Below are 25,638 nucleotides of genomic sequence, written 5' to 3' on the forward strand. Positions count from 1 at the left end.
TTTATAAATCCTCTTAATCAACGAAAAATAACTATACCCAATCAAACAAGTATGGATATTTTGTGCTATATCCCCTATAAGTTACTTGATAATAATCTACGCATCACTTCTCATGATTTTTTCATGTTTATAAGATACAACGAATATTGAAAGTAGTTTTCTTTATAAAAATATTGAATGAAATTTGTGAGAATGCAATTTTAAAACTTTCGTTTTTCACGCAATTTTATAAAAAATCTCAGAATTTTGTATTGATTTATAATACTATTCACTTGAAAAACACATTCATCCTTATCATGAATACTTTTTGAATATTTATTAATTCATAACCTAAAGCAAAGTAAAATTCTTAGACTAAAAGGAATAAAAAGCGCACCTAATTGAAAATAGTCGATATATTTACTTCAAGTTAGCAAGAGTTTTCAAAAGGACAATAAATTGTCACGAACCTACCAATAACCTTATAATAACCTTATGATGACCGTATGACAACCTTATGATAACCTTGCAATAAACTGCAGATATTTAGGCAATATAAATTGACAGTTAGCCTCGTATATGCTATCATTATTGGGTATCTTATTAGGATACAGATATTATTTTTTTATTTTTACTATGAGGTGATAAACACATGGCAACGAGAAGAGAAGCACGCTTTAAGTTATGTCGTCGCTTCGGTGTGAACGTTTTCGGTCACTCCAAAGCTTTAAAGCGCGTAAAGAAAGACCAACGTCAGAAAAAAATGTCTGAATACGGTTTACAATTATTAGAAAAACAGAAAGTTAAAGCTTATTACAACTTGCTAGAACGCCAGTTCGTACGCTATTATGATAAAGCGAAAAAAATGCAGGGTGTTACCGGTGAAAACATGTTAGTATTGTTGGAATCCCGTCTTGACAACCTCGTATATCGCATTGGCTTCGGTAACTCCATCCGTCAAGCACGTCAGATGGTTAACCATGGCCACATTCTTGTTAACGGCCGTCGCGTAGACATTCCTTCCTACCAGTGCAAACCTGGTGATGTAATCGAACTTCGCGAAGCATCCCGTGACAACGAAATGTTCAAAACAAACTTCCAGGAACTTCGTTCTTTCGAACTTCCTTACATTACTAAAGACTTGGAAGCCTTCAAAGGTACTTTCAATCGTCTTCCTGAACGTTCCGAACTTCCTATCGAAGTTAACGAAACGCTCATCGTCGAATTGTACTCCAAATAATAAGTACTTTACGCAGAACTCAAAAGAGCAACAGCCGAGGCTGTTGCTCTTTTTTAATTTTTATTTTACTTCCACAATTTCATAGCTTCTGGAACCGAGGCCCATTTGTTCAGCACGTTTAAGGGCTGCTTCCCAGTCGGTATTCGGCGAAATAGTATGGAAATGATCCCAGCTCTTTTCTTCCGCTTCATCAAGCATACTGCCCGGCATTGGTGGTTGCGCATTCACTTTATCGACACAAGCCTGATCAAGCGCTACGAGGTCATAAGATGCCATAATCCCTACATCCGGTACGATTGGCATATCATTTTCACCATGACAGTCACAATATGGCGATACGTCCATAACAAAGCTGATATGGAAACGCGGACGATTGCGAACGATAGCGGCTGTGTATTCTGCCATTTTTTCACTCAATACGGTATTGGCTTCATCCCATTTAGGTGAAATAGCATCAACCGGACATACGCCGACACAACGGCCGCAACCAACGCATTTTTCCTCCGTAATGAAGGATTTGCCGTTCGTTACATGTACCGCATCATGGGCACAATACTGTTCACATTTATGGCAACCTACACAGATTTCCTGCTGTACGAAAGGTTTACCAGCACTGTGCTGTTCCATTTTCCCCGCACGGGACCCACCACCCATGCCAAGGTTTTTAATAACGCCACCAAAACCGGCTGATTCATGACCTTTGAAGTGAGTCATGGAAATGATGATGTCTGCGTCCATCAAAGCTTTACCAATTTTAGCTTCTTTGACATACTTCCCATCCGGAACCGGCACCAATTCTTCATCTAAGCCTTTTAAGCCATCGGCGATGATTACATGAGCGCCCGTATTGTACGGATTAAAACCATTCTGGTAGGCCGATTCGATGTGATCGATAGCATTTTTACGACCACCTACATACAAAGTATTACAGTCTGTCAGGAACGGTTTACCACCTAATTCCTTAATAATCTTCACGATACGTGCTACATAGGGCGGTTTAATGTAAGCTAAGTTGCCCGGTTCGCCAAAATGCATTTTAATAGCTACATATTTATTGTTAAAATCAATTTTGTCCATGCCCGCACGGCGCACCAACCGTTCCAATTTGTCCAAAAGACTTTCTCCTACGCGTGTGCGCAACGATGTAAAATATACCTCTGACATACCTATGTCACTCCTTACCTGTTTACCTAAACGAATTTGCGGTCGTTACCCTACGACCTAACCTATATCTTTATTATACTCTATTTATTATCAGATAGGTATCAACTAAATATTTTTTATGTTAAAACAGCCATGAGTCTTAACTATCGTTAAGACTCATGGCTGTTTTAATGTTAGCGATAGGCCACCCGTTCCGGCTGCATATCATGGAAGTGAAGACGTTCTTTGGCTACGTTTTCCCATTCAGTGCCCGGTTTGCCGTAGTTCGCATACGGATCGATAGCAAGACCGCCACGTGGCGTAAATTTGCCCCATACTTCGATATATTTTGGCTCCATGAGCTTAATTAAATCCTTCATGATAATGTTTACACAGTCTTCATGGAAATCACCATGATTACGGAAACTGAACAAATACAGTTTAAGCGATTTACTTTCTACCAGACGTTCATCCGGCACATAGGAAATGTATATGGTCGCAAAATCAGGCTGCCCCGTCATCGGACAAAGACTTGTAAATTCAGGACAATTAAATTTAACAAAATAGTCATTGCCCGGATGTTTATTGACGAATGATTCAAGCACTTCCGGTGCATAGTCCATAGGATATTTCGTTTGTTGACTGCCAAGGCCGTGTACGCCTTGCAGCTCTTCACTGGTTCTTCCGCTTGCCATTAACGGCACCTCCTTACACAGTTTTAATAATAAAACTAATTACATAGTATAGAATTGGTAATTATTTAGAGTGCAATTTCATGTGTGTGTAGTTTACATGCACCATAATTATTCGTGTTATAAACGGCTCGCTTCATTCACATCAAGTATAGCTTCTTCATCGCCTGCAGCCGCTTCAGCTGTTTTAACAGTCTCTTTCTTAGATTGTACCACACCGAGCATGGTACCGGCATAGCGTTCTAAACCGTTAACAATAAAAAAGCTCACTACTGCAGAGATGCCCTGCCCCACTAATAGTGAAGTTACGAGTAATAAATACGGTAAATTCAAAATCGGTGCCAACCAAAGTGGCACTACCAAACTGGGAACCAATGTAATAAAAGGAATGACGATCCAATTACCGAGACCGCGTTTTTTACCATACGCAATACCGCCGGCCGTCATAAAACCTACCAAGCAGCCACCGATGGCATCAATCGGCCCTAAACCGCCCATGAGTAAGTTACTCACCAAATTACCGATACCGAAGGCCAGTACGGAAAACGGGAATAAGGCGGCTAAACCGTATAAAGCAGTAGCAATACGCACTTGATACTGCCCGAAAGCAAATCCTTGCGTCATCATCATAATCACAATATACATGGCTAAACAAAGCCCTGAAATAGTCAGCTTTTTTGTTGTACTTAAAGTATTCATTTTTATAATCTCCTTAGTTTTATTTAAAGACAGGATGGTTACGAACTGTCTAACAGTAAACAGAGTAACAGGCGACACCTTGGTATCGCCTGTTACCGATACAAGCGCTATGGCACCCGGTAAGACGTCACATCACTTGTTAAAATTACTGTTGTCGTACATCTTATTTGAATTCATTGCACAAGCCGCGGAACATGGCAGCATCAGGTTTTACTACGTCATGAACCAAAGCACGTACATGAGGACCACCGTTAGCGGCAGCCATTGCTTTTTCGAAGGATGGTTTCGTCGTATCTTGGTAGATAAGACCGGTCAACAAGCCTTCATGTTCGCCCAATGTTTTAAGGGCAGCGGCACGATCGGTAGGATCATAGCCTTCAATCGTCGTTAAGGACGTTAAGTTTTCTTTGAAGTAATCATAACCGTTACGTTTGTTGTAGGTTACGCAAGGACTAAATACGTTGATGAAAGAGAACCCTTCATGCTGCATGCCTTGTTTAATCAATTCAACGAGTTCCGCACGATTAATCATGTAGCCTTGCGCTACGAAAGTAGCACCGGAGGCAATTGCTGTTTCACAAATTGGCAATGGAGATTCAAACGAACCATGTGGGGACGTTTTAGTTACAAAGCCAATATCGGAACGAGGGGATGTCTGACCTTTAGTCAAACCGTAAACATGGTTATCCATAACAACGTAAGTAATATTTACATTACGTTTGAATGCATGAATCGTATGGCCCATGCCGATAGCGAAGGCATCACCGTCACCGCCGCAAACAACAACATTTAAATCTTCATTAGCTAATTTTACCCCTTGAGCATAAGGTAACGCACGACCATGAGTCGTATGAGCACCGTATGCATAGAAGTAACCACCAATACGGCTGGAGCAGCCGATACCGGAGATAACGGCTAAATTATCCGGACTAATATCAAGCTGAGCTACCGCATCGGTAATGGCAGCCTGTACCCCATAGTGCCCACAGCCGGGACACCAGTTAGGGCGAATATCATTTCTGTAATCGGTCACTTGTGCCATATTATAAAACCTCCTTAATTGCTTTCTTCACATAGGTTGCTGTGAATGGATTACCATCATATTTTAAGCAACTATGGAGCTTACATTTATTAGGCATATTAATACGGAAAATATCAGCTAATTGAGCCGTTGCGTTTTGTTCGCAAATAACAACTTTTTTAGCTTTTTCATAGAATGGCATTAACTGTTCTTTAGGGAACGGTTTAATTAAGCGAAGTTGTAAGTGGTTAACTTTAACACCTTCAGCTTCAAGTTCAACTGCTGCTTCTTCAATAGCGCCACGGCTGGAAGCAATACCGATTACCAATACATCACATTCATCATGTTTTGCATTGTTAAGGAATGGTTCATATACTTCGGCAACTGTGCTCAATTTACGCAAGCGTTTGTCAGTCTGGCTAACGTGCATAGTCGGAGCTTCAGCAGGTTTACCTTCTTCATTATGTTCAAGACCGGTGGACAAGAACATACCGTTCTTCATACCAGGAATAGTACGAGGGGAAATACCGTCTTCAGTCAATTCAAAACGTTTGAAGTAATGAGGACGTTCCAATGCAGGTAAGTCTTCTTCTTTCATCAATTTACCGCGTTCGATAGGTACACGATTCAAATCGAAGGAAGGAACGGACTGTTTGTTAAGACCCTGTTGTAAGTCAGGCATAAAGATTACCGGACATTGATACATTTCAGCCAAGTTGAAGGCTTTTTGAATTTCGTAGAAGCATTCTTCAATGCTGGTTGGGGAAATAACAATATTCGCATAGTCGCCATGAGCATTATGGCAAGCAGCGTTGATATCGGAAGTTTCTACTTTAGTAGCCATACCGGTGGATGGGCCGGAACGTTGTACGTCGATAACGAGCATAGGAAGTTCCGCCATGGAAGCCATGGATAAGGATTCAGCCATGAGGCTGAGGCCCGGGCCGGAAGTACAAGTGAAACCGCGAACGCCTGCATATACACCGCCCATAGCAGTCATACAAGCAGCAATTTCATCTTCTGTCTGAACAACGGTAGCGCCGATATGGTCCATTTTCTTAATCATGTATTCCATAACTTCAGACGCTGGCGTAATCGGATAGGATGCCATGAAACGGGAACCTGCCGCAATAGCACCTAAAGCCAAGGCTTCATTACCCAATAAGAACATTTGATCTTTTGGTTCCGGAACAGGTAACGTATCTACGTCGCCTTCGCCGCGTTTTTCTACGATAAGTTTGTAACCGTCTTCAAAAGCGTTTAAGTTTTTGTCGATTACATCTTCTGCTTTTTTAGCAAAACGAGCTGCGATAGCTGTTCTGAACGGAGCTTTGTCAAATCCTAATAGAGCAACCGACATACCTAAAGCAACAATGTTACGCATTAACAAGGAACCTTGCTTCATGGCGGTTTCGGTAATAGGAACGGCTAAGCAAGTGATTGGCTCACCTTCATATTTGGAGAAGTCTGGGTTAACTTTGCTGTCGCAAATAATATAACCGCCTTCACGAACTTCTTTGCCGTGCATGTCAACAGTTTCCTGATCCAAAGCAACTAAGAAGTCGATGGATTCGCCTACTGTCATGATTTGCTCAAGAGCAATGCGCAATGCAAACGTTGTATGCCCACCTTTAATACGGGAAGCAAATAAACGTTGGCTGTACAAAGAGTAACCCTCTTTAGCTAAGATTGTGGCCATAATTTCGCCGCAGCTTTCGATACCTTCGCCCTGCTGGCCACCCATTTTCCAGATAAAATCTTTACGTTTTTGCAAAAGATTCACCCTCCTTAGGATTAACATTACTTGGTATAGTGGATCTGTTAAATCTTTCAACTACTTTACATTTTAACATTTTTATACAAAATCATCAATCATCATCAGCTAAAGATAAATTATGCCTATGCCTTGGATGCAATCCGCTAAATTCGCTATACTATCGTAACATTCTATAGTGTATAAAAAGTGAAGAATTAATCGCACAATACATATTAACTCATCGATACGGAATATTTATTCAACGAAGTTTACTATTAAACAGCCGCTTTAACGTAATCAATGGTAAGACTTTTTCATTAGAAATAGCCTTACCATAATGATTTTTCATAAAGTTAAGCATTAAATTGGCCAACAAAGACAAGCAAAATAGTAAAAATTTTACAACTAAACTTTTGCATTTTATTAATTTTTTACTTATGTATATAAGTAAACTGCTAAATTGTATTTTCGAATTAGAAATGACTTGAAATACGCTATAAAGGAATATAGTTAAATTCATAGTCAAATTCTAAGCTCAAATCTTGACTGCATTCAGTAAGCTATGAGCAAATGATATATCCCTACAAAATAGTTCGTCTTTAACGCTTTACAACGATTTAATAGCTACCCGTTTTGAACATAATTCTAAAAAATAAGGTATTATACGGTCAAACTTTTGCCATTATGCGTGCAAGCTGTCAATAACCGCTTGGCGCCGTTCTTCGTCAAAGAAGATCTCCTCCAAACAGAGTCCTTGTGGCGGTGCCGTTTTACCAATAAGACGCCGATTGCGAGCGGCTAACAGTTCCGGTATCTTAGCCGCCTCGATTCGCCCGAGCCCTACATCCACCAAAAGCCCCGCTATATTTCGCACCATATGATATAAAAAGCCATCCCCGATAACGTGAATATACACGGCCGGCCCGTTAAACTTCAAAGACACGGCAAACATAGTTTTTACCGGATTAGCCGGCGTTGAATTGGCGCCCTGTAAAGTGGTAAAGTCATGCGTTCCTTCCAGCTCTTTAGCCGCTGCCACCATAGCCTCGCGATTTAGCGGCTTTTTTACATGCCAGTGAAAGCGCATGCCCAGGGGATCTTCAATGACATCATTGTGAATGGTGTAGATATATTCCTTCCCCACTATTTTCCAACGGGGACGCCAATCTAATGGAATCTCTTCCGCCCGGCGAATTACAATAAACGGCGGTAAGTGCGCAATTAAAGCACGTGTCAGGTTGTCCACGGGAATACGCCCGGTCGTGAAAAAGGTCACTACCTGAAACTTAGCATGCACGCCTGCATCAGTGCGCGAGGCTCCATAAATAGAGATGGGCTCATTGCACACTTTAGTGAGCGCCGCTTCCAAGCAGTCCTGCACCGTAATGCCGTTAACTTGGCTTTGGTAACCGTTTAATTCCGTGCCGTCATAAGCAACGATTAAACGAATATTGCGTTGTTCTGTCGCCAATGACAACCCTCCTTAGCCAATCGGCACAAAGCGTAAAACTAATAGTACTACGGTAATCACCAGTACGCCGGCAATGCCGATGTAATCATAACTTGTAATGGTTAATTCTTTCATGCGCGTACGGTTTTCACCACCGCGATAACAACGTGCTTCCATAGCTACTGCCAATTCATCGGCGCGACGGAAGGCACTGATAAAAAGCGGTACCAATAAAGGCACCATGTTTTTAGCTCGTTTTACCAAACTACCGGTCGTAAAGTCGGCACCACGCGAAGCTTGAGCCTTCATAATGCGATCCGTTTCTTCCAACAAAGTCGGAATAAAACGTAGGGCAATGGTCATCATCATAGCGAGTTCATGAGCCGGTACACCGAAACGGCGGAACGGATTCAAGAGATGCTCAATCCCGTCAGTCAAACGAATTGGTGATGTTGTATACGTAAGTAATGACGAGAAGATAATCAAAAATACCAAGCGGGCCGCCATATAGCTACCCATGCGCAAGCCTTCTTCACTGATGTGTAAGAAGCCGTACTGCCAAATCATCGTGCCCGGTGTCGTGAAAACATGAACCCCCATGGTAAATACGATGATAATCCACAGCGGTTTAACGGAGTTCCAAACGAGACGCATCGGTAAGCGCGATAACGCCACCGTAAATAGCGTAAACAAACCTACCAGCGTATATGCCAAAGTAGTTTCCGCCAAGAAAATAGCTATAATAAAAATCATCGTCGCCACAATCTTGGCGCGCGGATCCATGCGATGCAAAAAGGAGTCGCCCGGAAAATATTGTCCGATAGTAATATTACTTAGCATGGTTTACCTCCTTCAAAGCAACTTCAATCGCCTTAACAGCGTCATCTACGGAGATAACCTGCTGCGAAACCGGTAAACCGCGGTCACGCAAATATTCCACCAACTTGGAAACCGGCGGTACATCCACACCGGCAGATTGCAATTCCTGTCGTTTATTCATAAAGATGTCGATAGGTTTACCATCAAGCTGAATCTTACCGTTATCGATGACGATTAGGCGATTCGCCATGCGCGAAATATCTTCCATATTGTGAGATACGAGAACTACAGTAATCCCTTTTTTAGCATGTAAGTCGATGATTTTTTGGAAAATTTCTTCACGACCAAATGGGTCGAGCCCGGCCGACGGCTCGTCCAAAATAAGGTAACTTGGATTCAGCGCTACCACGCCGGCAATAGCGACACGGCGCATTTGTCCACCGGAAAGTTGGAAGGGCGAGCGGTTAGCGTAGGTTTCGTAGTCAAGTCCTACAAAGTCCATAGCTTCCCGTACGCGTGCGTCTACTTCATCGGCGCTGAGTCCTAAGTTCTTAGGACCAAAAGCAATATCTTGCGCAATCGTTTCTTCAAATAATTGATGCTCCGGATATTGGAACACCATGCCTACTTTATGACGCATTAATTTGGCTTCTTCTGTCTTAAGAGCCGCATCGACACCATCGATAGTAACCTGGCCCGTCGTCGGATGCAACAACCCGTTCAGATGCTGTACCAAAGTGGATTTGCCGGAGCCGGTATGACCGATAATGCCCACAAAATCGCCTTCATTGATTGTTAAATTAATTCCTTTCAGCGCTTCTTTGCGAAATGGTGTATGCTCCCCATACACATAAGAAACGTTGTTTAAAATTATTGGCATAATTGGTCCCCCAATTCTTCCTCAGTAATAATTTCATTCGACAGACTTACCCCATCGAGTCGCAATTTAGCGGCCACTTCCGCCGCCACCGGCACATCAAGGCCTAATTCTTTAAGCATCGGTACCTGTGAAAAGATTTCACGTGGTGTACCGTCATGCAAGAGTTTACCATTTTTCATTACCACCACACGGTCCGAAGTCACCGCTTCTTCCATGAAGTGCGTAATATAAACGATCGTAATGCCTTCTTCTTTATTTAAACGATGAACGGTCTCCAATACTTCTTTACGTCCTACCGGATCAAGCATAGCCGTTGGTTCGTCGAGTACGATGCAATCCGGTTTCATAGCCAATACTCCGGCAATGGCGATACGCTGTTTTTGCCCGCCCGATAAAAGTCCCGGGGAATGAAGGGCATATTCCGTCATGTTAACGCTCGCTAAGGCTTCATCTACCCGACGGCGAATCTCAGAAGGTTCTACACCTAAGTTTTCCGGTCCGAAAGCCACATCTTCTTCAACTACGGCGGCTACGATCTGATTGTCCGGATTCTGAAAAACCATGCCCACATGCTGACGAATATCCCACAAATGTTTAGGGTCCTTGGTGTCCATGCCCAGAACGGTAACAGTCCCCTTGCTGGGTGTTAACAAAACGTTAAAATGCTTAGCTAAGGTACTTTTACCACTGCCGTTCGTTCCGATAATACTTACAAATTCCCCTTTGCGAATGGCGAGGCTCACATCATCAAGGGCATATACTACATTGCCGGACTCATCTTGATAGGTATGACTCATGTGTTCGGTTTGTATCATTATATCCTGTGTGCTCATAATATCCTCAAATCTTAGTAAATTTATATGATTAAACTCTAATATCACTATATTGATAATATAAAAATAGCAACGATTCGTCAACCTATTAAATTGTTTAGGTTGTCAATATCATTTCTATTTGTATATTACCAATTTTGAAGGTATTCCCTCAAAATTAGAAATATTTAGCCTCACTCCACATCAGCCATAACTAATCCTATCGTAAAAAATAGATATCTCATTATAGCACAGTATTAACGAGCATAAAAAAGCGGTGTTGCTAACATCCGTTGCAACACCGACTTCTTAATTATTAAACAAGCTCGATAAGTGCTAATGGAGCCGCATCGCCTTTACGAAGGCCAAGCTTAATTACACGAGTGTAACCGCCCTGACGATCAGCATATTTTGGAGCAATTTCGTCAAATAATTTTTTTACTACATCTTCGTCCATGAGGTATGCAAGCACCTGACGACGAGCATGAAGATCACCACGTTTTGCAAGGGTAATCATCTGGTCAGCTAAGCCACGTAATTCTTTAGCTTTAGCTTCAGTCGTTTCAATGCGATCATACTGGAAGAAAGATGTTAACATACCGCGGAATAAAGCTTTGCGAGCAGAGCTGTCACGGCCTAATTTTCTATACATTAGTCATCCTCCTTATTCGCCTTTTTTCTTCAAGTAAAATGGTCCCAAAGGATGTTTCTGAAGTTTTTCTTCAATTTCATCAATGGATTTTTTACCTAAATTACGTACCTTACCTAAATCATCCATACTCTTATCTAAGAGGTCCGCAATTGTATTGATGCTTGCGCGTTTCAAACAATTGTATGCACGAACGGACAATTCCAAATCGTCGATAAGGATTTTAGATGGACCGTCATCATTCGGTTCATCTACGCCACCCGGCACATTCGTACCTTCCGGATTATCATCTTCACTAGGTACGATAAATTCTTCTGCCGAATGAGCAAGCTTGGTGAAGTTTTTCAAATAGCCAATCATAATATTAGCCGAACGTGCTACTGCTTCCGCAGCGGTAATGGAACCGTTGGTAACAACTTCAAGAGTTAATTTATCAAAGTCCATTTCATTACCTACACGTACATCACTTACTTCATATTTCGCACGAAGAATTGGAGAGAAGATGGAATCGATTGGAATACGACCGATTACATCATCATCTTTTTTATTCTTCGTAGATGGCACATATCCTTTACCACGTTCAATGCGAACATCCATTACAAGATGAGCCACTTCATCCATCGTAGCGATTACGAGGTCAGGATTTAAAATTTCTAATTCCGGTGGACAGAATCGTTCCAATTCACCGGCTGTTAGAACGCCCTCTTTCTGAATATCTACGTGGAGATCTACTGGCACTTGTGCTTCGCTGTCAAGACGGAAACACAATTGCTTGAGGTTTAGGATTATATCCGTTACGTCCTCACGAATACCAGGAATTGTAGAAAATTCATGAAGCACACCATCAATTTTAATAGAAGTGATAGCTGCTCCATCTAAAGACGAAAGCAGAATTCGACGTAAGCTGTTACCGAGCGTAATCCCGTAGCCGCGATCTAATGGTTCACAGACGAATTTACCATAACGACCGTTGTCGCGTACTTCAACTTTCTCGATTTTTAATTTCTTTTCTTCGCTCATCAGGACAATCCTCCTATAAAACACGTCGTCTATCTATAGTATATCATAGCAATCGCAAAAAACGATTACTTAAAACTATAAATTATACACGACGACGTTTTGGAGGACGGCAACCATTGTGAGGAATCGGAGTAACGTCTTTAATGCTGTTTACTTCGAGACCAGCAGCCTGCAATGCACGGATTGCAGCTTCACGGCCGGAGCCTGGACCCTTAACGAATACTTCAACCTGACGTAAGCCATGTTCCATAGCTGCTTTAGCTGCTTGTTCAGCTGCCATCTGAGCTGCGAATGGAGTGCTTTTACGGGAACCACGGAATCCAAGACCGCCTGCAGAAGCCCAGGAAAGTGCATTACCGTTTGTGTCAGTAATAGTTACGATAGTGTTGTTGAATGTGGAACGGATATGAGCCGCACCGGATTCAACGTGTTTCTTTTCTTTTCTTTTAGTTCTTACTACCTTTTTAGCCACGCTTTATCCCTCCTTTATTATTTCTTCTTCCCAGCAATTGCTTTTCTAGGACCTTTACGAGTACGAGCATTTGTCTTAGTGCGTTGACCGCGCAAAGGCAAGCCTGCACGATGACGTTTGCCGCGATAGGAGTTGATTTCGATTAAGCGTTTAATGTTGAGTGCTTCTTCACGACGAAGGTCACCTTCAACTTTATAATCTTCATCAAGAATCGCACGAATTTTCGCAACTTCATCTTCAGTAAGGTCACGAACGCGAGTATCAGGATTAATACCAGTTTTTTCCAAAATTTCTTTGGACAAAGTAAGTCCGATACCATAAATATAAGTTAAACCAATTTCCACACGTTTGTCACGTGGTAAATCTACACCGGCTATACGTGCCATCTATTCATCCACCTCCTATCAATTATCCTTGTTTTTGTTTATGTTTCGGGTTTTCGCAAATTACCATTACACGGCCTTTACGTTTAATGATTTTGCATTTTTCGCATATCTTTTTAACTGATGGTCTAACCTTCATAAGTACCTCCTTTGTGTCGCTGCCGCTTACTATTTAAAACGGTAGGTAATACGACCACGATTTAAGTCATATGGTGTCAGTTCCATAGTAACTTTATCACCGGGAAGGATACGAATAAAATTCATACGCATTTTGCCTGACACATGAGCAAGTACCACATGACCATTTTCAAGTTCTACCTGAAACATGGCATTAGGTAATGCCTCTACGACCGTACCTTCCACTTCAATAACGTCTTCTTTTGACATATCATTTCCTCCGGCTACTGGTTATTTTATCAACCTGGGTTCATCACGCATGGTCAAAATTTCAGGGCCGTTTTCAGTAACAACCACTGTGTGTTCAAAGTGCGCTGCCGGTTTGCCGTCACGAGTAACGGCTGTCCAGTCATCGTCCAGAACCTGCACTTCGTAAGTCCCCATAGTAATCATTGGCTCTATACAAAGCACCATACCCGGCTTTAATAAGGGGCCATGCCCAGCCGGACCGTAATTTGGAATCTGCGGATCTTCGTGCATTTCACGACCGAGGCCATGCCCTACGAAGTCTCGCACAACACCAAATCCAAATTTTTCACAATACGTCTGAACAGCGTGGGAAATGTCCCCCACTCTGTTCCCGACAACTGCTTGTTCAATACCTTTGAACAAGCTTTCTTCTGTCACCTTGAGAAGTTTCATAACTTGAGGTTTGACCTTCCCAATAGGAATGGTTACGCAGGAATCACCATGATACCCATTAACTGAAGACACGAGGTCGATACTAATAATATCGCCGTGCTTCAGCTTGCGATGAGCATTGGGAATACCATGAACCACTTCATCGTTGATAGAAGCGCAAATTGTTGCAGGATACCCATAGTAACCTTTGCAGCTTGGTTCACCACCGTGGCTGCGAATATATTCTTCGGCAAATTGATCCAACTCAAGTGTTGTTACACCCGGTTTAGCTAATGCGATAAGCTCTGTTAACGTATCAGCAGTGAGTTTACATGCCTGACGGATATACTCAATTTCATGTTGCGATTTCAAAATAATCATCGATTATTTCTCCAACGCTTTAATGATATCTGTAAATACTGCATCCACATCCTGTAATCCGTTGATTTCTACATATAAACCACTGTTACGATAGTAATCAATTAAAGGCTTAGTAGATTCGTCGTATACAGCAAGACGTTTCTGTACTGTTTCCGGTTTATCATCGTCACGATTTTCAAGACGTGCTCGTTCACTGATGCGACGTACTAACTCATCGTTAGGAACGTTGAGATTAACTACAGCATCAAGAACAATTCCCATTTCTTTTAATATAGCATCTAATGATACTGCTTGGGCGGTCGTACGTGGGAAGCCGTCAAGGATGAAGCCGTTTTTGCAATCATCTTTAGCAAGACGTTCACGTACGATACCAACCGTAACACTATCCGGTACGAGTTGGCCCGCATCCATGTATTTCTTAGCCTCAAGACCAAGAGGGGTACATTCCTTTACCGCTGCACGGAACATATCACCGGTTGAAATCTGAGGAATACCATATTTATCGATTAAACGAGTAGCCTGAGTACCTTTACCGGCACCGGGAGGTCCCATTAACAAAATATACATAGCTATTTTCCTCCTATTTAACAAAGCCCTTATAGTGACGGGTTAAAACTAAAGACTCAACTTGTTGCATTGTATCTAAAGCAACACCGACAACGATAAGTAACGCTGTACCACCAAAATACACACCTTCGATGCCTGTAATACCACCGATAAAGTTAGGTAAAATAGCAACGAGAGCCAAGAATAAGGCGCCCGCGAAGGTAATGCGAGTCATTACGCGATCTACATAATCAGCAGTAGGTTTACCCGGACGAATGCCAGGGATAAATCCACCGTATTTTTTCATATTATCTGCCATATCCGTAATGTTAATTGAGATAGCTGTATAGAAGTACGTAAAAATAAAAATCAATACAGCGTATAATACTGTCTGCAATGGGGTTCCCCATGTGAAATAATTAGCCAGTGTTCTCACCCAGTCAACCTGCACAAACTGAGCTAACGTCACAGGGAACATCAAAACGGATGACGCAAAGATAATTGGAATAACACCTGCCTGGTTGACCTTAAGAGGAAGGAAGGTTGAGTGGCCACCGTACATTTTACGACCAACAACGCGTTTGGCGTATTGAATCGGAATACGACGTTGACCTTGTGTTACCGCAATTACAAATACGATCATTGCAACAGCGATAATCGCAAATAATATTGCTTGGAAAATATTAATTGTTCCTACTTGTAAATATTCGTAGATAGTGCTGAATCCGGATGGGAAACGCGCTACGATACCGGCAAAGATGATAAGAGAAATACCGTTACCAATGCCGTATGCTGTAATCTGTTCACCAATCCACATGAGGAGACAAGTCCCTGCTGTAAGGATGATGGCAGTTACAATAACTGATAAGAAACTGTTGTCAATAAGTGCACTATTAGCACGTAACGCATAAGACATACCGAAAGCTTGGACAAAACCAAGAATTACGGTGCCATAGCGTGTTACTTTGGCAATTTTCTTACGTCCGTCTTCGCCGTCTTTACTCCACTGTTCAAAGGTCGGTACTACCGCTGTTAAGAGCTGCATAATAATCGACGCATTGATGTATGGGGTAATACTCATGGCAAAGATGGAGAACTTACTTAACGCACCACCGGCGAATAAGTCTAAGAGACCAAATAAGCCGCCGGATGTAAATAAGCTTTCAATAACAGAGGCATCTACGCCAGGGACCGGGATATGAACGCCTGCCCTAAACACGATAAACATAAGTAATGTATACGCTACTTTATTGCGTAGCTCTGTTATTTTAAAGATGTTCGAGAGGCCTTCTAGCACCCTAGATCACCTCTACTTTTCCGCCTGCTGCTACAATCTTTTCTTCGGCAGTTTTAGTAAAACCATTAGCAATAACTGTTAATTTCTTTTCTAACGTGCCATTACCAAGGATGCGAATACCATCACGTACGTTTTTCAAAATGCCCATTTCGATAAGAGCTACCGGATCAACCGTAGCACCATCTTCGAAGCGGTTAAGTTGGGAAATGTTAACTTCCGCATATTCTTTAGCGAACACATTTTTGAAACCACGTTTTGGTAAACGGCGATAAAGAGGCATCTGGCCACCTTCGAAGCCGGAACGTACGCCACCACCACTACGGGAGTTTTGACCTTTCTGACCACGGCCAGCGGTTTTACCAAGACCGGAACCAAGACCACGACCACGACGAGTGCGTGTCTTTTTAGAACCTGCTGCTGGAGCTAATTCATGAAGTTTCATTCAGTGCACCTCCTTATCTATATTATACTTCTTCTACAGTAACTAAATGTCTAACTTTGTGAAGCATACCCTGAATTTGAGGTGTAACTTCTTTAACTACCTGAGAGTTAGTTTTCTTTAAGCCAAGAGCTTTTACAGTTGCGCGCTGATCTTCAGGGCGACCGATTAAGCTTCTGGTCAATGTAATTTTTACCTGTGCCATTACAGTCAATCCCCCTTATTAGCCGTAAATCTCAGCTACAGTTTTGCCGCGAAGTGCTGCCACTTCTTCAACACGTTTTAACTGTGCCAAGCCTTCAATTGTTGCGCGAACCATGTTGTTAGGATTGGAAGAACCAAGGGATTTCGTAAGGATATTACGAACACCTACTAATTCCAATACGGCACGCACAGGGCCACCTGCGATAACCCCGGTACCTTCTGCAGCCGGTTTCAAGAAAACACTGCCTGCACCGAAACGACCGGTTACAGTGTGAGGAATTGTACCGTTTTTAATAACAACGTGAATAAGATTTTTCTTAGCATCATCAATGCCTTTACGAATTGCTTCAGGCACTTCTGCCGCTTTACCTAAGCCAACGCCTACGTAACCGTTGCCATCACCGACAACTACTAAAGCGCTGAAGGAAAAACGACGACCGCCTTTTACTACTTTGGCTACGCGGTTGATGAATACTACTCTTTCTTTAAGATCAAGACTGGTGTAGTCAATTCTCGCCATGTCTAAAGTTCCTCCTTCTTAGAATTTCAAGCCAGCTTCACGAGCGCCTTCTGCAAGGGCCGCTACACGACCATGATAGATGTAACCACCGCGATCGAATACTACTGTTTCGATGCCTTTTGCGATAGCACGTTTAGCAACTAATTCACCAACAGCTTTAGCTGCAGCAGTGTTGCCACCATAGTTCAAGTTTAATTCTTTATCTAATGAGCTTGCTGCTACCAAAGTAGTACCAGCTACGTCATCAATAACCTGTGCATAAATGTTGCTAAGGCTACGGAATACGTTCAAACGTGGGCATTGCGCCGTACCGGAAATGTGACGACGAATACGAAGATGACGTTTTGCTCGAGCAATATTTCTTGTGGATTTACGAGCCAAGATGTTCACTCCTTTCTAAATTCTACTGATATTATTTGCCTTTAGCGCCAGCTTTACCAGCTTTACGACGAACAACTTCGCCTTCATAACGGATACCTTTACCTTTGTAAGGTTCTGGTTCTCTCCATTTACGAATATTAGCAGCTACAGCACCAACCACTTCTTTGTCAGCACCACTAACAATGATTTTGTTAGGAGCCGGCACATCAATGGTAATACCAGCAGGAGCTTCCATCTCTACTGGATGAGAGAAACCAAGGGTAAGTACTAATTTGTTACCTTGTTTGGCCGCTCTGTAACCAACACCGTTGATTTCCAATGTTTTAGCAAAGCCATCATGAACGCCTGTTACCAAGTTAGCAACAAGAGCTCGAGTGAGGCCATGTAAAGAACGGTGTGCTTTATCTTCGCTCGGACGAGCTACTGTGATTGTGTTACCTTCCACAGTAATAATCATATCCGGATGCAATTCACGAGATAATTCACCTTTAGGGCCTTTAACAGTCATTACGTGGTTTTCGTAGTTAACTGTAACGCCTTCAGGGATCTCGATAGGTATTCTACCGATACGTGACATTATTTCTACCTCCTATTGCCTGATTACCATACGTATGCGAGTACTTCGCCACCAAGACCTTCTTTACGAGCTTGTTTGTCGCTCATAACGCCTTTAGATGTGGAGATAACTGCAATACCTAAACCACCAAGTACGCGAGGGAGTTCTTCCTTCTTCGCATAAACACGTAATCCCGGTTTGGAAATACGTTTAATTCCAGTAATTACTTTTTCGTTATTGGAACCATATTTTAACGTTACTTTTAAAACTGTGTGTTTGCCGTTTTCAACGGTTTCAACGCTCTTTACAAACCCTTCTTCTTTAAGGATTTCAAGAACGGCAGCCTTCATGCGAGATACAGGAATCTCTACGGATTCATGAAGAGCAGCATTTGCATTACGGATGCGCGTAAGCATATCCGCAATCGGATCGGTCATTACCATATTCTAAAAACCTCCTCCCGTAATCCAATTACCAACTGGCTTTTTTAACGCCAGGAATCTGTCCTTTGTATGCAAGTTCACGGAACGCAATACGGCTAATACCGAATTTACGCATGTAGCCATGAGGGCGACCGGTCAAGTTGCAACGATTATGTAAACGAGTTGGAGAAGCATTTGCAGGCAATTGTGCCAATGCTTCATAGTCGCCGGCTGCTTTTAAAGCTTCGCGCTTAGCAGCATATTTAGCAACGATTTTCGCACGTTTCTTTTCGCGTTCAATCATAGATTTTTTAGCCATCTATAAGTTCCTCCTAATTATTTTTCAAAAGGCATGCCACAAAGAGTCAACAACTCACGCGCTTCTTCATCAGTTTTAGCGCTTGTAACTACGATGATATCCATACCTGTTACACGTTCTACCTGATCATATTCAATTTCAGGGAAGATGAGCTGTTCTTTAAGACCCAATGCATAGTTACCGCGGCCATCAAAAGCCGTTGCACTCACGCCTCGGAAGTCACGTACACGTGGCAAAGCTACGTTGATCAACTTGTCTAAGAACTCATACATGCGTTCGCCGCGAAGAGTTACCTTAGTACCTAAGGCCATGCCTTCACGAACTTTAAAGTTAGCGATGGATTTCTTAGCTTTGGTGATTACCGGTTTCTGACCGGCGATAATAGTGAGGTCGTTAACGGCAGCTTCCAATGCTTTAGCATTACCAACTGCATCACCAACACCAATATTGATAACGACTTTTTCCAATTTAGGAATTTCCATTACGTTTTTGTACTGGAATTTTTCCTGTAAAGCCTGACGAATTTCACTAGTATATTTTTCGTTTAAACGAGACATTAGTTAAAAGCCCTCCTTTCCCTTATTATTTATCGAGTACGGCACCGCTTTTCACAGTCGCACGTACGAATTTACCATTTTGTTCTACTTTTTTGATACGAGTAGGCTGTTTAGTTTCAGGATCGATTACCATTACGTTGGAAACATGGATAGGAGCTTCCTTAGTGATGATGCCGCCCTGAGGGTTAGCCTGGCTTGGTTTCGTGTGGCGTTTTACTAAGTTAACACCTTTCACGAAAACGCGCGATTTCTTAGGTTCAGTTGCGATAACTTCACCTTGTTTGCCTTTATCTCGACCGGAGATAACAACAACAGTATCGCCTTTTTTTACTAGAAGTTTAGTTTGGGACATCGTCGCGTTCCTCCTTCTTATAATACTTCCGGAGCAAGGGAGATGATTTTCATGAAGTCTTTTTCACGAAGCTCACGAGCTACCGGTCCAAAAATACGAGTGCCACGTGGGCTCTTGTCATCTTTAATTACTACTGCTGCATTTTCGTCGAAACGAATATAAGAACCGTCCTGACGACGGATACCTTTTTTAGAACGAACAATAACGGCTTTAACTACGTCGCCTTTCTTGACAACGCCACCGGGTGATGCATCTTTCACAGAAGCAACGATTACGTCACCGATATTGCCGAATTTGCGATAAGAACCGCCCAAAACTTGAATACACATAATACGTTTTGCGCCAGTGTTATCGGCAACATTCAAAATTGTTTGTTGCTGGATCATCGTATTTCCTCCTTACATCACGTATTATTTTACTTTTTCAATAATTTCAACCAATCTCCAATGTTTATCTTTGGAAAGTGGACGAGTTTCTACAATTTTAACTGTATCGCCAATTTGGCACTCATTGTTTTCATCATGAGCTTTAAAGCGTTTGCTTGTTACCATTGGCTTGTTATATAAAGCGTGAGGCACTTTACGTTCAACGGACACAACGATGGTTTTGTCCATTTTGTTACTTACAACTTTGCCTACACGTACTTTTCGTACATTTCTTTCTTCTGCCACGACCATTAGCCTCCTTTTCAAACCAAAACAAATTTGTTATTATGCGTTTCCTTTAAGAGCAGCTTCACGCTGAATTGTTTTAATACGCGCAATAGTTTTCTTAACTTCACGAATACGCATTGGATTTTCTAATTGACCAGTTGCGAGCTGAAAACGGAGGTTAAACAACTCTTCTTTAAGGCCGGAAACTTTTTGTTCCATTTCGGCAGCGCTCATGTTACGGATGTCATTAACCTTCATTTACGTCACCACCCAATTCTTTACCCTTAACAACGAACTTAGTTTTGATTGGAAGTTTATGACCTGCCAATCGCATAGCTTCACGAGCTACTTCTTCAGATACGCCGTCCATTTCGAACATTACGCGACCTGGTTTTACTACAGCAACCCAGTATTCAGGCGAACCTTTACCGGAACCCATACGAGTACCAGCCGGTTTAGCAGTGATTGGTTTGTCTGGGAAAATTTTGATCCAAACTTTACCACCACGTTTAATATAACGAGTCATAGCAATACGAGCAGCTTCGATCTGACGGTTTGTGATCCAAGATGGCTCTAATGCTACTAAACCGAATTCACCGTGAGCAACTGTGTTACCACGCATTGCGCGACCTTTCATACGACCGCGGAATTGTTTACGATGCTTTACGCGCTTTGGAATAAGCATTAGTTGTCACCTTCTTCCTTCTTAGCAGGTGCTTGTTTTGCCTCCGGCAATACTTCACCTTTGTAGATCCATACTTTGATGCCGATACAACCGTAAGTTGTATGAGCTTCAGCAGTACCGTAGTCGATATTGGCACGAAGTGTGTGCAATGGGATACTGCCTTCACGGTAGGATTCGCTACGAGCGATTTCAGCGCCGCCTAAACGACCGCTAACCATGATTTTAATACCTTTTGCACCAAGACGCATTGTGCGACCTACGGCTTGTTTCATTGCACGGCGGAAACCGATACGGCGTTCCAACTGGCTGGCAATGTTTTCAGCAACTAATACGGAGTCCATATCAGCTTGCTTAATTTCAGCGATGTTTACATCGATTTGTTTATCAGTGAAGCGTTTTAACGCTTTGCGGATATCTTCGATACCTGCACCACCACGACCGATAACCATACCTGGTTTTGCAGTGTGGATAGTTAATTTAATACGTTTATTAATACGCTCAATTTCAATGCGGGAAATACCGGCAATGAAAAGGGTTTTCTTCAAGAAGTTACGAATTAAAACGTCTTCGTGAAGATTTGCAGCGTAATCTTTATCAGCATACCATTTTGCGTCCCAATCTTTTACGATACCAACACGCAAACCATGGGGATTAACTTTCTGACCCACTATATTCCCTCCTTCTATTAAGCTCTTTCAGAAACTACTACTGTTACGTGGCTGGAGCGTTTCAAAATTTTGAAAGCCTGTCCACGGGAACGAGGATGAATGCGTTTCATTGTTGGACCCTGATCAACGAAGATTTCGGATACATAAAGATTGTCAACATTCATATCAAAATTGTGTTCTGCATTTGCGATTGCGGAACGCATTACTTTTTCTACTACATCGGCGCCAACTTTCGGAGTGAACTTCAAGATGGCAAATGCTTCGCCGATATTCTTGCCGCGCACGAGGTCAGCAACAATACGGATTTTACGAGGCGCGATGCGCACGTGTCTAGCGATTGCTTTTGCTTCCATTATCTAATTCCTCCTATATTATTTCTTACCGGTTGTTTTTTCACTCTTAACGTGACCTTTGAAAGTACGAGTTGGAGCGAATTCGCCTAATTTATGACCTACCATATCCTCTGTAACGAATACAGGTACATGTTTGCGACCATCATGCACAGCAATTGTATGGCCTACAAAGTTAGGGATAATAGTAGAGGCACGAGACCAGGTTTTTACAACTTTCTTATCATTAGTTTCATTTAAGGCATCAATTTTCTTTGCAAGCGAAGCTGCAACGAAAGGGCCTTTTTTTATAGATCTGGACACTGTCTTATCTCCTTCCTGCTATCCTATTTTGTACGACGTTTAACAATCAAGCTGCTAGAAGCTTTTTTCTTGTCGCGAGTTTTAACACCATGTGCCGGTTTACCCCAAGGTGTAACAGGATGTTTACGACCTACAGGAGACTTACCTTCACCACCACCATGCGGATGGTCACAAGGGTTCATTACAACACCACGGTTGCCAGGACGAACGCCCATCCAACGATGGCGACCGGCTTTACCGATTGTAATGTTTTCATGATCAATGTTACCAACAACACCTACGGTTGCACGGCAGTTGATATGAACACGACGAAGTTCACCGGATGGTAAACGAAGTAATGCATAGGAACCTTCTTTAGCCATAAGCTGAGCAGAAGTACCTGCGGAACGAACGATCTGGCCACCTTTACCGATTTTCATTTCGATGTTGTGTACTTGAGTACCCAAAGGAATGTTGAGTAATGGTAAGCAGTTACCAGGTTTAATATCGGATTCAGGACCACTATATACAGTGTCGCCTACTTTCAAGCCATGTGGAGCAAGAATGTAGCGTTTTTCACCATCGGCATAGTTAAGCAACGCGATACGAGCACTACGGTTAGGATCGTATTCGATGGATGCTACTTTAGCCGGGATATTATCTTTAACACGTTTGAAGTCAATAATACGGTACTGACGCTTGTGACCGCCACCTTGGTGACGTACAGTCATTTTACCGGTGTTATTACGACCGCCTGTCTGAGAAACCTTAGCGAGCAAAGACTTTTCAGGTTTGCTTGCAGTGATTTCAGTGAAGGCAGATACTGTCATAAACCGACGACCAGCGGAGTACGGTTTGAATGATTTAATTGCCATTATGGGGCCTCCTTACTAGACTATCTTAAACACCTTCAAAGAATTCAATGGATTCGCCAGCCTTCAAAGTTACGATAGCTTTTTTGTAATCGCTACGTTTACCCTGTGTACGGCCCATGCGTTTTACTTTACCAAGAACTCGAATGGTAGCTACTTTTTCTACCTGTACGTTGAAGATTTTTTCTACAGCTTGACGAATCTGCACTTTGTTTGCAGTCAAAGGCACACGGAACGTGTATTTACCTTCTTCCATAAGCAGAGTTGTTTTTTCTGTAATAATCGGACGAATAAGAACATCGCGTAATTCCATTATGCGAGCACCTCCTCAATCTTTGCTACGGCACCTTCAGTGATGAAGAGCTTATCGTAGTGGAGAAGATCGAAAATGTTCACGCCTTCACAAGCCAAAGCTTTAACGCCTTGAATGTTACGAGCGGAACGTTCTACATTAATATCACCTTCGGTGATAAATAATACTTTAGCGTCACCTACGTTGAAGTTGTTAAGGATGTTTAATACTTCTTTCGTTTTTGGAGCTGCTAAGGTTAATTCGTCCAATACGATTAATTCGTTGTTGTTTACTTTATCGCTAAGAGCAGATTTAACTGCAAGACGTCTAGCTTTACGAGGCATTGCCTTGTAATAGCTACGAGGTTGTGGACCAAATACGGTACCACCACCAACCCACAATGGGCTACGAGTGGAGCCTACACGAGCACGGCCGGTACCTTTTTGTTTCCAAGGTTTACGACCACCGCCACGAACAAGACCTCTCGTTTTAGTTGCGTGAGTGCCAAGACGTTCGTTAGATAACTGACGAACTACGGCTTGATGCATAACAGCTTCGTTAACTTCAACTGCAAATACTGCATCATTTAACTGTATTTCACCGACTTTAGCGCCGGACATATTGTATTTTGTTACTGTTGGCATTAGAGATCCTCCTTTCGACAATGTTATTTAACAGGTTTCACCGTGTTGCGAACCATTACTAGGCTGCCTTTAGCGCCCGGAATGCCACCTTTAACTAAAAGTAAGTTACGGTCTGCATCAACTTTTACTACAGATAAGCGCTGTACGGTAACTCTGCCGCCACCCATTTGTCCAGGGAGTTTCTTGCCTTTGTATACCTTACCGCCGCCACCGGAGATCATAGGACCGATGGAACCAGGTTCACGATGAGATTTGGAACCGTGAGTTACAGGACCACGATGGAAGTTGTGGCGCTTAATAGTGCCCGCAAATCCTTTACCTTTACCTGTACCTACAACATCAACCAACTCACCTTCTGCGAAGATATCAGCTGCCAGAGTTTGGCCCACTGTGTAATCAGTTGCTTCAGCAAGGCGAAGTTCGCGAAGATATTTAACCGGTGCTACGCCGGCTTTGTCGAACTGGCCTTTTACAGGTTTAGTTAAATGTTTTTCTTTAATGGAGCCATAGCCGAGCTGTACTGCATCGTAACCGTCGGATTCAACAGTTTTAACGCGCACTACTACGCTTGGGGTTGCTTCCACTACAGTGACAGGAACTAACTTACCTTCAGCAGTGAAGATCTGAGTCATTCCTAACTTTTTACCCAAAATAGCTTTAGACATAATCGCACCTCCTTATTATAATTTTATTTCAATAGACACACCAGCCGGTAATTCAAGACGGGTGATAGCATCTACTGTTTTCGCATTTGATTCAAGAATATCGATTAAACGTTTATGTGTACGCATTTCGAATTGTTCACGAGAGTCTTTATTGACATGTGGTGAACGAAGAATTGTAAAAATATTTTTTTCAGTTGGCAATGGAATTGGACCGGATACTAATGCACCGTTGCGTTTTGCAGTGTCAACAATTTTTGCCGCGCTCTGATCAAGAGCTTTGTGATCGTATGATTTTAAACGAATACGAATTTTTTGCTGTTTAGCCATGAATAACTTCCTCCTGTCGCTCATTTCATGAATGAACTGCTCCATAGAAATTCTCCTCCGCAGAGGCAACCTTCTATATCATAGTTTAAAAACACAACACAAGAGCGGCATGCAAATGCCGCTCTGCGCTGCACAAAGTATAGGTTTGTGACCTACATTTACTACTTAATTATCCTTCGATAATTTCAGTAACAACACCGGCGCCTACTGTGTGGCCACCTTCGCGGATAGCGAAACGAAGACCAGCTTCAATAGCGATTGGTGTAATCAATTCAATAGTCATAGTGATGTTATCACCAGGCATACACATTTCAGTACCTTCTGGCAAGTTGATAACGCCGGTTACGTCAGTTGTACGGAAGTAGAACTGTGGACGGTAGTTGGAGAAGAATGGAGTATGACGGCCACCTTCT

The 25,638-nt window shown here is 42.4% G+C and carries 41 protein-coding genes; 1 reads left to right on the forward strand and 40 read right to left on the reverse strand.

What is annotated here, in order from left to right; translation table 11 throughout:
• Positions 1-631: 631 nt before the first annotated feature.
• Positions 632-1,219 (forward strand): 30S ribosomal protein S4, encoded by a 588-nt coding sequence (gene rpsD / locus EO124_RS09215; RefSeq protein WP_127059288.1) that lies wholly within the window; start codon positions 632-634, stop codon positions 1,217-1,219.
• A gap of 60 nt (positions 1,220-1,279) precedes the next feature.
• On the opposite strand, the gene EO124_RS09220 is transcribed toward rpsD, so the two are convergent.
• The 40 genes from EO124_RS09220 to EO124_RS09415 form a co-directional block, all read right to left on the reverse strand.
• Complete coding sequence (locus EO124_RS09220) at positions 1,280-2,383, reverse strand: DUF362 domain-containing protein (RefSeq protein ID WP_206512566.1); 1,104 nt, start codon at positions 2,381-2,383, stop codon at positions 1,280-1,282.
• Positions 2,384-2,556: 173 nt separating this feature from the next.
• Positions 2,557-3,057, reverse strand: coding sequence for a preQ(1) synthase (queF, locus tag EO124_RS09225; protein WP_127059290.1), 501 nt, complete (start codon positions 3,055-3,057; stop codon positions 2,557-2,559).
• Between the two features lie 117 nt (positions 3,058-3,174).
• Entirely contained in the window at positions 3,175-3,753 is a 579-nt protein-coding gene (locus EO124_RS09230; RefSeq protein ID WP_127059291.1) for a QueT transporter family protein, read from the reverse strand.
• A 163-nt stretch (positions 3,754-3,916) separates the two neighbouring features.
• Entirely contained in the window at positions 3,917-4,795 is an 879-nt protein-coding gene (locus tag EO124_RS09235) for a 2-oxoacid:ferredoxin oxidoreductase subunit beta (RefSeq protein WP_127059292.1), read from the reverse strand.
• A 1-nt stretch (position 4,796) separates the two neighbouring features.
• Positions 4,797-6,548: a 2-oxoacid:acceptor oxidoreductase subunit alpha gene (locus EO124_RS09240; protein ID WP_127059293.1), complete on the reverse strand. Its 1,752-nt coding sequence runs from the start codon at positions 6,546-6,548 to the stop codon at positions 4,797-4,799.
• Positions 6,549-7,212: 664 nt separating this feature from the next.
• Complete coding sequence (truA, locus tag EO124_RS09245; protein WP_127059294.1) at positions 7,213-8,001, reverse strand: tRNA pseudouridine(38-40) synthase TruA; 789 nt, start codon at positions 7,999-8,001, stop codon at positions 7,213-7,215.
• 12 nt (positions 8,002-8,013) lie between these two features.
• On the reverse strand, positions 8,014-8,820 hold the full coding sequence (locus tag EO124_RS09250; RefSeq protein ID WP_021842151.1) for an energy-coupling factor transporter transmembrane component T family protein: 807 nt from the start codon (positions 8,818-8,820) through the stop codon (positions 8,014-8,016).
• Positions 8,810-9,679, reverse strand: a complete 870-nt coding sequence (locus EO124_RS09255; RefSeq protein WP_021842150.1) for an energy-coupling factor transporter ATPase — start codon at positions 9,677-9,679, stop codon at positions 8,810-8,812. The genes EO124_RS09250 and EO124_RS09255 overlap by 11 nt, the downstream gene beginning before the upstream one ends.
• Positions 9,670-10,512, reverse strand: coding sequence for an energy-coupling factor transporter ATPase (locus EO124_RS09260; RefSeq protein ID WP_127059295.1), 843 nt, complete (start codon positions 10,510-10,512; stop codon positions 9,670-9,672). The genes EO124_RS09255 and EO124_RS09260 overlap by 10 nt, the downstream gene beginning before the upstream one ends.
• Positions 10,513-10,807: 295 nt before the next feature.
• Positions 10,808-11,143, reverse strand: a complete 336-nt coding sequence (gene rplQ / locus EO124_RS09265) for a 50S ribosomal protein L17 (protein ID WP_006555680.1) — start codon at positions 11,141-11,143, stop codon at positions 10,808-10,810.
• A gap of 12 nt (positions 11,144-11,155) precedes the next feature.
• Positions 11,156-12,160, reverse strand: coding sequence for a DNA-directed RNA polymerase subunit alpha (locus tag EO124_RS09270; RefSeq protein WP_127059296.1), 1,005 nt, complete (start codon positions 12,158-12,160; stop codon positions 11,156-11,158).
• 82 nt (positions 12,161-12,242) lie between these two features.
• Positions 12,243-12,632: a 30S ribosomal protein S11 gene (rpsK, locus tag EO124_RS09275; RefSeq protein WP_006555678.1), complete on the reverse strand. Its 390-nt coding sequence runs from the start codon at positions 12,630-12,632 to the stop codon at positions 12,243-12,245.
• 17 nt (positions 12,633-12,649) lie between these two features.
• Positions 12,650-13,018, reverse strand: a complete 369-nt coding sequence (gene rpsM, locus EO124_RS09280; protein ID WP_021842147.1) for a 30S ribosomal protein S13 — start codon at positions 13,016-13,018, stop codon at positions 12,650-12,652.
• Between the two features lie 22 nt (positions 13,019-13,040).
• A complete protein-coding gene (gene rpmJ, locus EO124_RS09285; protein ID WP_006555676.1) occupies positions 13,041-13,154 on the reverse strand; it encodes a 50S ribosomal protein L36 in 114 nt (37 codons plus the stop codon).
• 29 nt (positions 13,155-13,183) lie between these two features.
• On the reverse strand, positions 13,184-13,402 hold the full coding sequence (gene infA / locus EO124_RS09290) for a translation initiation factor IF-1 (RefSeq protein ID WP_005377071.1): 219 nt from the start codon (positions 13,400-13,402) through the stop codon (positions 13,184-13,186).
• Between the two features lie 21 nt (positions 13,403-13,423).
• Positions 13,424-14,194: a type I methionyl aminopeptidase gene (gene map, locus EO124_RS09295; RefSeq protein ID WP_127059297.1), complete on the reverse strand. Its 771-nt coding sequence runs from the start codon at positions 14,192-14,194 to the stop codon at positions 13,424-13,426.
• A 3-nt stretch (positions 14,195-14,197) separates the two neighbouring features.
• A complete protein-coding gene (locus tag EO124_RS09300) occupies positions 14,198-14,761 on the reverse strand; it encodes an adenylate kinase (protein WP_021842145.1) in 564 nt (187 codons plus the stop codon).
• Between the two features lie 13 nt (positions 14,762-14,774).
• Positions 14,775-16,037, reverse strand: coding sequence for a preprotein translocase subunit SecY (gene secY, locus EO124_RS09305; RefSeq protein ID WP_021842144.1), 1,263 nt, complete (start codon positions 16,035-16,037; stop codon positions 14,775-14,777).
• Position 16,038: 1 nt separating this feature from the next.
• Positions 16,039-16,479 carry a 50S ribosomal protein L15 gene (gene rplO / locus EO124_RS09310; RefSeq protein ID WP_006555672.1) on the reverse strand — a complete coding sequence of 147 codons (441 nt, stop codon included), beginning with the start codon at positions 16,477-16,479 and terminating at the stop codon, positions 16,039-16,041.
• Positions 16,480-16,501: 22 nt separating this feature from the next.
• Positions 16,502-16,681: a 50S ribosomal protein L30 gene (gene rpmD / locus EO124_RS09315; RefSeq protein WP_006555671.1), complete on the reverse strand. Its 180-nt coding sequence runs from the start codon at positions 16,679-16,681 to the stop codon at positions 16,502-16,504.
• 18 nt (positions 16,682-16,699) lie between these two features.
• Positions 16,700-17,200, reverse strand: coding sequence for a 30S ribosomal protein S5 (gene rpsE, locus EO124_RS09320; protein WP_021842143.1), 501 nt, complete (start codon positions 17,198-17,200; stop codon positions 16,700-16,702).
• A gap of 18 nt (positions 17,201-17,218) precedes the next feature.
• A complete protein-coding gene (gene rplR / locus EO124_RS09325; RefSeq protein WP_438873617.1) occupies positions 17,219-17,590 on the reverse strand; it encodes a 50S ribosomal protein L18 in 372 nt (123 codons plus the stop codon).
• 22 nt (positions 17,591-17,612) lie between these two features.
• Positions 17,613-18,158: a 50S ribosomal protein L6 gene (gene rplF / locus EO124_RS09330; protein ID WP_127059298.1), complete on the reverse strand. Its 546-nt coding sequence runs from the start codon at positions 18,156-18,158 to the stop codon at positions 17,613-17,615.
• 23 nt (positions 18,159-18,181) lie between these two features.
• Positions 18,182-18,580, reverse strand: a complete 399-nt coding sequence (gene rpsH / locus EO124_RS09335; RefSeq protein WP_006555667.1) for a 30S ribosomal protein S8 — start codon at positions 18,578-18,580, stop codon at positions 18,182-18,184.
• Positions 18,581-18,608: 28 nt separating this feature from the next.
• Entirely contained in the window at positions 18,609-18,878 is a 270-nt protein-coding gene (gene rpsN, locus EO124_RS09340) for a 30S ribosomal protein S14 (protein WP_006555666.1), read from the reverse strand.
• Between the two features lie 17 nt (positions 18,879-18,895).
• On the reverse strand, positions 18,896-19,435 hold the full coding sequence (rplE, locus tag EO124_RS09345; RefSeq protein ID WP_006555665.1) for a 50S ribosomal protein L5: 540 nt from the start codon (positions 19,433-19,435) through the stop codon (positions 18,896-18,898).
• Between the two features lie 25 nt (positions 19,436-19,460).
• Positions 19,461-19,787 carry a 50S ribosomal protein L24 gene (gene rplX, locus EO124_RS09350; protein WP_021842140.1) on the reverse strand — a complete coding sequence of 109 codons (327 nt, stop codon included), beginning with the start codon at positions 19,785-19,787 and terminating at the stop codon, positions 19,461-19,463.
• 17 nt (positions 19,788-19,804) lie between these two features.
• Positions 19,805-20,173 carry a 50S ribosomal protein L14 gene (gene rplN / locus EO124_RS09355; protein WP_006555663.1) on the reverse strand — a complete coding sequence of 123 codons (369 nt, stop codon included), beginning with the start codon at positions 20,171-20,173 and terminating at the stop codon, positions 19,805-19,807.
• A gap of 24 nt (positions 20,174-20,197) precedes the next feature.
• Entirely contained in the window at positions 20,198-20,458 is a 261-nt protein-coding gene (rpsQ, locus tag EO124_RS09360; RefSeq protein WP_277600414.1) for a 30S ribosomal protein S17, read from the reverse strand.
• Between the two features lie 39 nt (positions 20,459-20,497).
• Positions 20,498-20,698 (reverse strand): 50S ribosomal protein L29, encoded by a 201-nt coding sequence (gene rpmC, locus EO124_RS09365; protein ID WP_006555661.1) that lies wholly within the window; start codon positions 20,696-20,698, stop codon positions 20,498-20,500.
• Positions 20,688-21,125: a 50S ribosomal protein L16 gene (gene rplP, locus EO124_RS09370; RefSeq protein ID WP_006555660.1), complete on the reverse strand. Its 438-nt coding sequence runs from the start codon at positions 21,123-21,125 to the stop codon at positions 20,688-20,690. Before rplP ends, rpmC begins: the two co-directional genes overlap by 11 nt.
• On the reverse strand, positions 21,125-21,793 hold the full coding sequence (rpsC, locus tag EO124_RS09375; RefSeq protein WP_006555659.1) for a 30S ribosomal protein S3: 669 nt from the start codon (positions 21,791-21,793) through the stop codon (positions 21,125-21,127). Before rpsC ends, rplP begins: the two co-directional genes overlap by 1 nt.
• A gap of 17 nt (positions 21,794-21,810) precedes the next feature.
• Entirely contained in the window at positions 21,811-22,146 is a 336-nt protein-coding gene (gene rplV / locus EO124_RS09380; protein ID WP_006555658.1) for a 50S ribosomal protein L22, read from the reverse strand.
• An 18-nt stretch (positions 22,147-22,164) separates the two neighbouring features.
• On the reverse strand, positions 22,165-22,446 hold the full coding sequence (gene rpsS, locus EO124_RS09385) for a 30S ribosomal protein S19 (protein ID WP_021842138.1): 282 nt from the start codon (positions 22,444-22,446) through the stop codon (positions 22,165-22,167).
• 23 nt (positions 22,447-22,469) lie between these two features.
• Positions 22,470-23,300, reverse strand: coding sequence for a 50S ribosomal protein L2 (gene rplB / locus EO124_RS09390; RefSeq protein ID WP_021842137.1), 831 nt, complete (start codon positions 23,298-23,300; stop codon positions 22,470-22,472).
• A gap of 25 nt (positions 23,301-23,325) precedes the next feature.
• Entirely contained in the window at positions 23,326-23,610 is a 285-nt protein-coding gene (gene rplW / locus EO124_RS09395) for a 50S ribosomal protein L23 (protein ID WP_006555655.1), read from the reverse strand.
• A complete protein-coding gene (gene rplD, locus EO124_RS09400) occupies positions 23,610-24,233 on the reverse strand; it encodes a 50S ribosomal protein L4 (RefSeq protein WP_021842136.1) in 624 nt (207 codons plus the stop codon). Before rplD ends, rplW begins: the two co-directional genes overlap by 1 nt.
• Positions 24,234-24,256: 23 nt before the next feature.
• Positions 24,257-24,898 (reverse strand): 50S ribosomal protein L3, encoded by a 642-nt coding sequence (gene rplC / locus EO124_RS09405; protein WP_006555653.1) that lies wholly within the window; start codon positions 24,896-24,898, stop codon positions 24,257-24,259.
• Positions 24,899-24,913: 15 nt separating this feature from the next.
• Positions 24,914-25,225, reverse strand: a complete 312-nt coding sequence (gene rpsJ, locus EO124_RS09410; protein WP_040770779.1) for a 30S ribosomal protein S10 — start codon at positions 25,223-25,225, stop codon at positions 24,914-24,916.
• A 169-nt stretch (positions 25,226-25,394) separates the two neighbouring features.
• Positions 25,395-25,638, reverse strand: a 244-nt coding sequence (locus EO124_RS09415; RefSeq protein WP_498370422.1) for an EF-Tu C-terminal domain-related protein, incomplete at its 5' end; no start/stop codon positions are given.

Origin of the sequence: Veillonella ratti (assembly GCF_003992115.1) — a bacterium.
Classification (GTDB): Bacteria; Bacillota; Negativicutes; order Veillonellales; family Veillonellaceae; genus Veillonella_A; species Veillonella_A ratti.

Excerpts from the sequence above, each read along its gene's own strand:
- rpsD (WP_127059288.1), top strand. The coding sequence starts at position 632 with ATGGCAACGAGAAGAGAAGCACGCTTTAAGTTATGTCGTCGCTTCGGT.
- EO124_RS09220 (WP_206512566.1), bottom strand. The coding sequence starts at position 2,383 with ATGTCAGAGGTATATTTTACATCGTTGCGCACACGCGTAGGAGAAAGT.
- queF (WP_127059290.1), bottom strand. The coding sequence starts at position 3,057 with ATGGCAAGCGGAAGAACCAGTGAAGAGCTGCAAGGCGTACACGGCCTT.
- EO124_RS09230 (WP_127059291.1), bottom strand. The coding sequence starts at position 3,753 with ATGAATACTTTAAGTACAACAAAAAAGCTGACTATTTCAGGGCTTTGT.
- EO124_RS09235 (WP_127059292.1), bottom strand. The coding sequence starts at position 4,795 with ATGGCACAAGTGACCGATTACAGAAATGATATTCGCCCTAACTGGTGT.
- EO124_RS09250 (WP_021842151.1), bottom strand. The coding sequence starts at position 8,820 with ATGCTAAGTAATATTACTATCGGACAATATTTTCCGGGCGACTCCTTT.
- EO124_RS09255 (WP_021842150.1), bottom strand. The coding sequence starts at position 9,679 with ATGCCAATAATTTTAAACAACGTTTCTTATGTGTATGGGGAGCATACA.
- EO124_RS09260 (WP_127059295.1), bottom strand. The coding sequence starts at position 10,512 with ATGAGCACACAGGATATAATGATACAAACCGAACACATGAGTCATACC.
- rplQ (WP_006555680.1), bottom strand. The coding sequence starts at position 11,143 with ATGTATAGAAAATTAGGCCGTGACAGCTCTGCTCGCAAAGCTTTATTC.
- EO124_RS09270 (WP_127059296.1), bottom strand. The coding sequence starts at position 12,160 with ATGAGCGAAGAAAAGAAATTAAAAATCGAGAAAGTTGAAGTACGCGAC.
- rpsM (WP_021842147.1), bottom strand. The coding sequence starts at position 13,018 with ATGGCACGTATAGCCGGTGTAGATTTACCACGTGACAAACGTGTGGAA.
- rpmJ (WP_006555676.1), bottom strand. The coding sequence starts at position 13,154 with ATGAAGGTTAGACCATCAGTTAAAAAGATATGCGAAAAATGCAAAATC.
- infA (WP_005377071.1), bottom strand. The coding sequence starts at position 13,402 with ATGTCAAAAGAAGACGTTATTGAAGTGGAAGGTACGGTCGTAGAGGCA.
- map (WP_127059297.1), bottom strand. The coding sequence starts at position 14,194 with ATGATTATTTTGAAATCGCAACATGAAATTGAGTATATCCGTCAGGCA.
- EO124_RS09300 (WP_021842145.1), bottom strand. The coding sequence starts at position 14,761 with ATGTATATTTTGTTAATGGGACCTCCCGGTGCCGGTAAAGGTACTCAG.
- rplO (WP_006555672.1), bottom strand. The coding sequence starts at position 16,479 with ATGAAACTTCATGAATTAGCTCCAGCAGCAGGTTCTAAAAAGACACGC.
- rpmD (WP_006555671.1), bottom strand. The coding sequence starts at position 16,681 with ATGGCACAGGTAAAAATTACATTGACCAGAAGCTTAATCGGTCGCCCT.
- rpsE (WP_021842143.1), bottom strand. The coding sequence starts at position 17,200 with ATGGCGAGAATTGACTACACCAGTCTTGATCTTAAAGAAAGAGTAGTA.
- rplF (WP_127059298.1), bottom strand. The coding sequence starts at position 18,158 with ATGTCACGTATCGGTAGAATACCTATCGAGATCCCTGAAGGCGTTACA.
- rpsH (WP_006555667.1), bottom strand. The coding sequence starts at position 18,580 with ATGGTAATGACCGATCCGATTGCGGATATGCTTACGCGCATCCGTAAT.
- rpsN (WP_006555666.1), bottom strand. The coding sequence starts at position 18,878 with ATGGCTAAAAAATCTATGATTGAACGCGAAAAGAAACGTGCGAAAATC.
- rplE (WP_006555665.1), bottom strand. The coding sequence starts at position 19,435 with ATGTCTCGTTTAAACGAAAAATATACTAGTGAAATTCGTCAGGCTTTA.
- rplX (WP_021842140.1), bottom strand. The coding sequence starts at position 19,787 with ATGTCCCAAACTAAACTTCTAGTAAAAAAAGGCGATACTGTTGTTGTT.
- rplN (WP_006555663.1), bottom strand. The coding sequence starts at position 20,173 with ATGATCCAGCAACAAACAATTTTGAATGTTGCCGATAACACTGGCGCA.
- rpmC (WP_006555661.1), bottom strand. The coding sequence starts at position 20,698 with ATGAAGGTTAATGACATCCGTAACATGAGCGCTGCCGAAATGGAACAA.
- rplP (WP_006555660.1), bottom strand. The coding sequence starts at position 21,125 with ATGCTTATTCCAAAGCGCGTAAAGCATCGTAAACAATTCCGCGGTCGT.
- rplV (WP_006555658.1), bottom strand. The coding sequence starts at position 22,146 with ATGGAAGCAAAAGCAATCGCTAGACACGTGCGCATCGCGCCTCGTAAA.
- rplB (WP_021842137.1), bottom strand. The coding sequence starts at position 23,300 with ATGGCAATTAAATCATTCAAACCGTACTCCGCTGGTCGTCGGTTTATG.
- rplW (WP_006555655.1), bottom strand. The coding sequence starts at position 23,610 with ATGGAATTACGCGATGTTCTTATTCGTCCGATTATTACAGAAAAAACA.
- rplD (WP_021842136.1), bottom strand. The coding sequence starts at position 24,233 with ATGCCAACAGTAACAAAATACAATATGTCCGGCGCTAAAGTCGGTGAA.
- rplC (WP_006555653.1), bottom strand. The coding sequence starts at position 24,898 with ATGTCTAAAGCTATTTTGGGTAAAAAGTTAGGAATGACTCAGATCTTC.
- rpsJ (WP_040770779.1), bottom strand. The coding sequence starts at position 25,225 with ATGGCTAAACAGCAAAAAATTCGTATTCGTTTAAAATCATACGATCAC.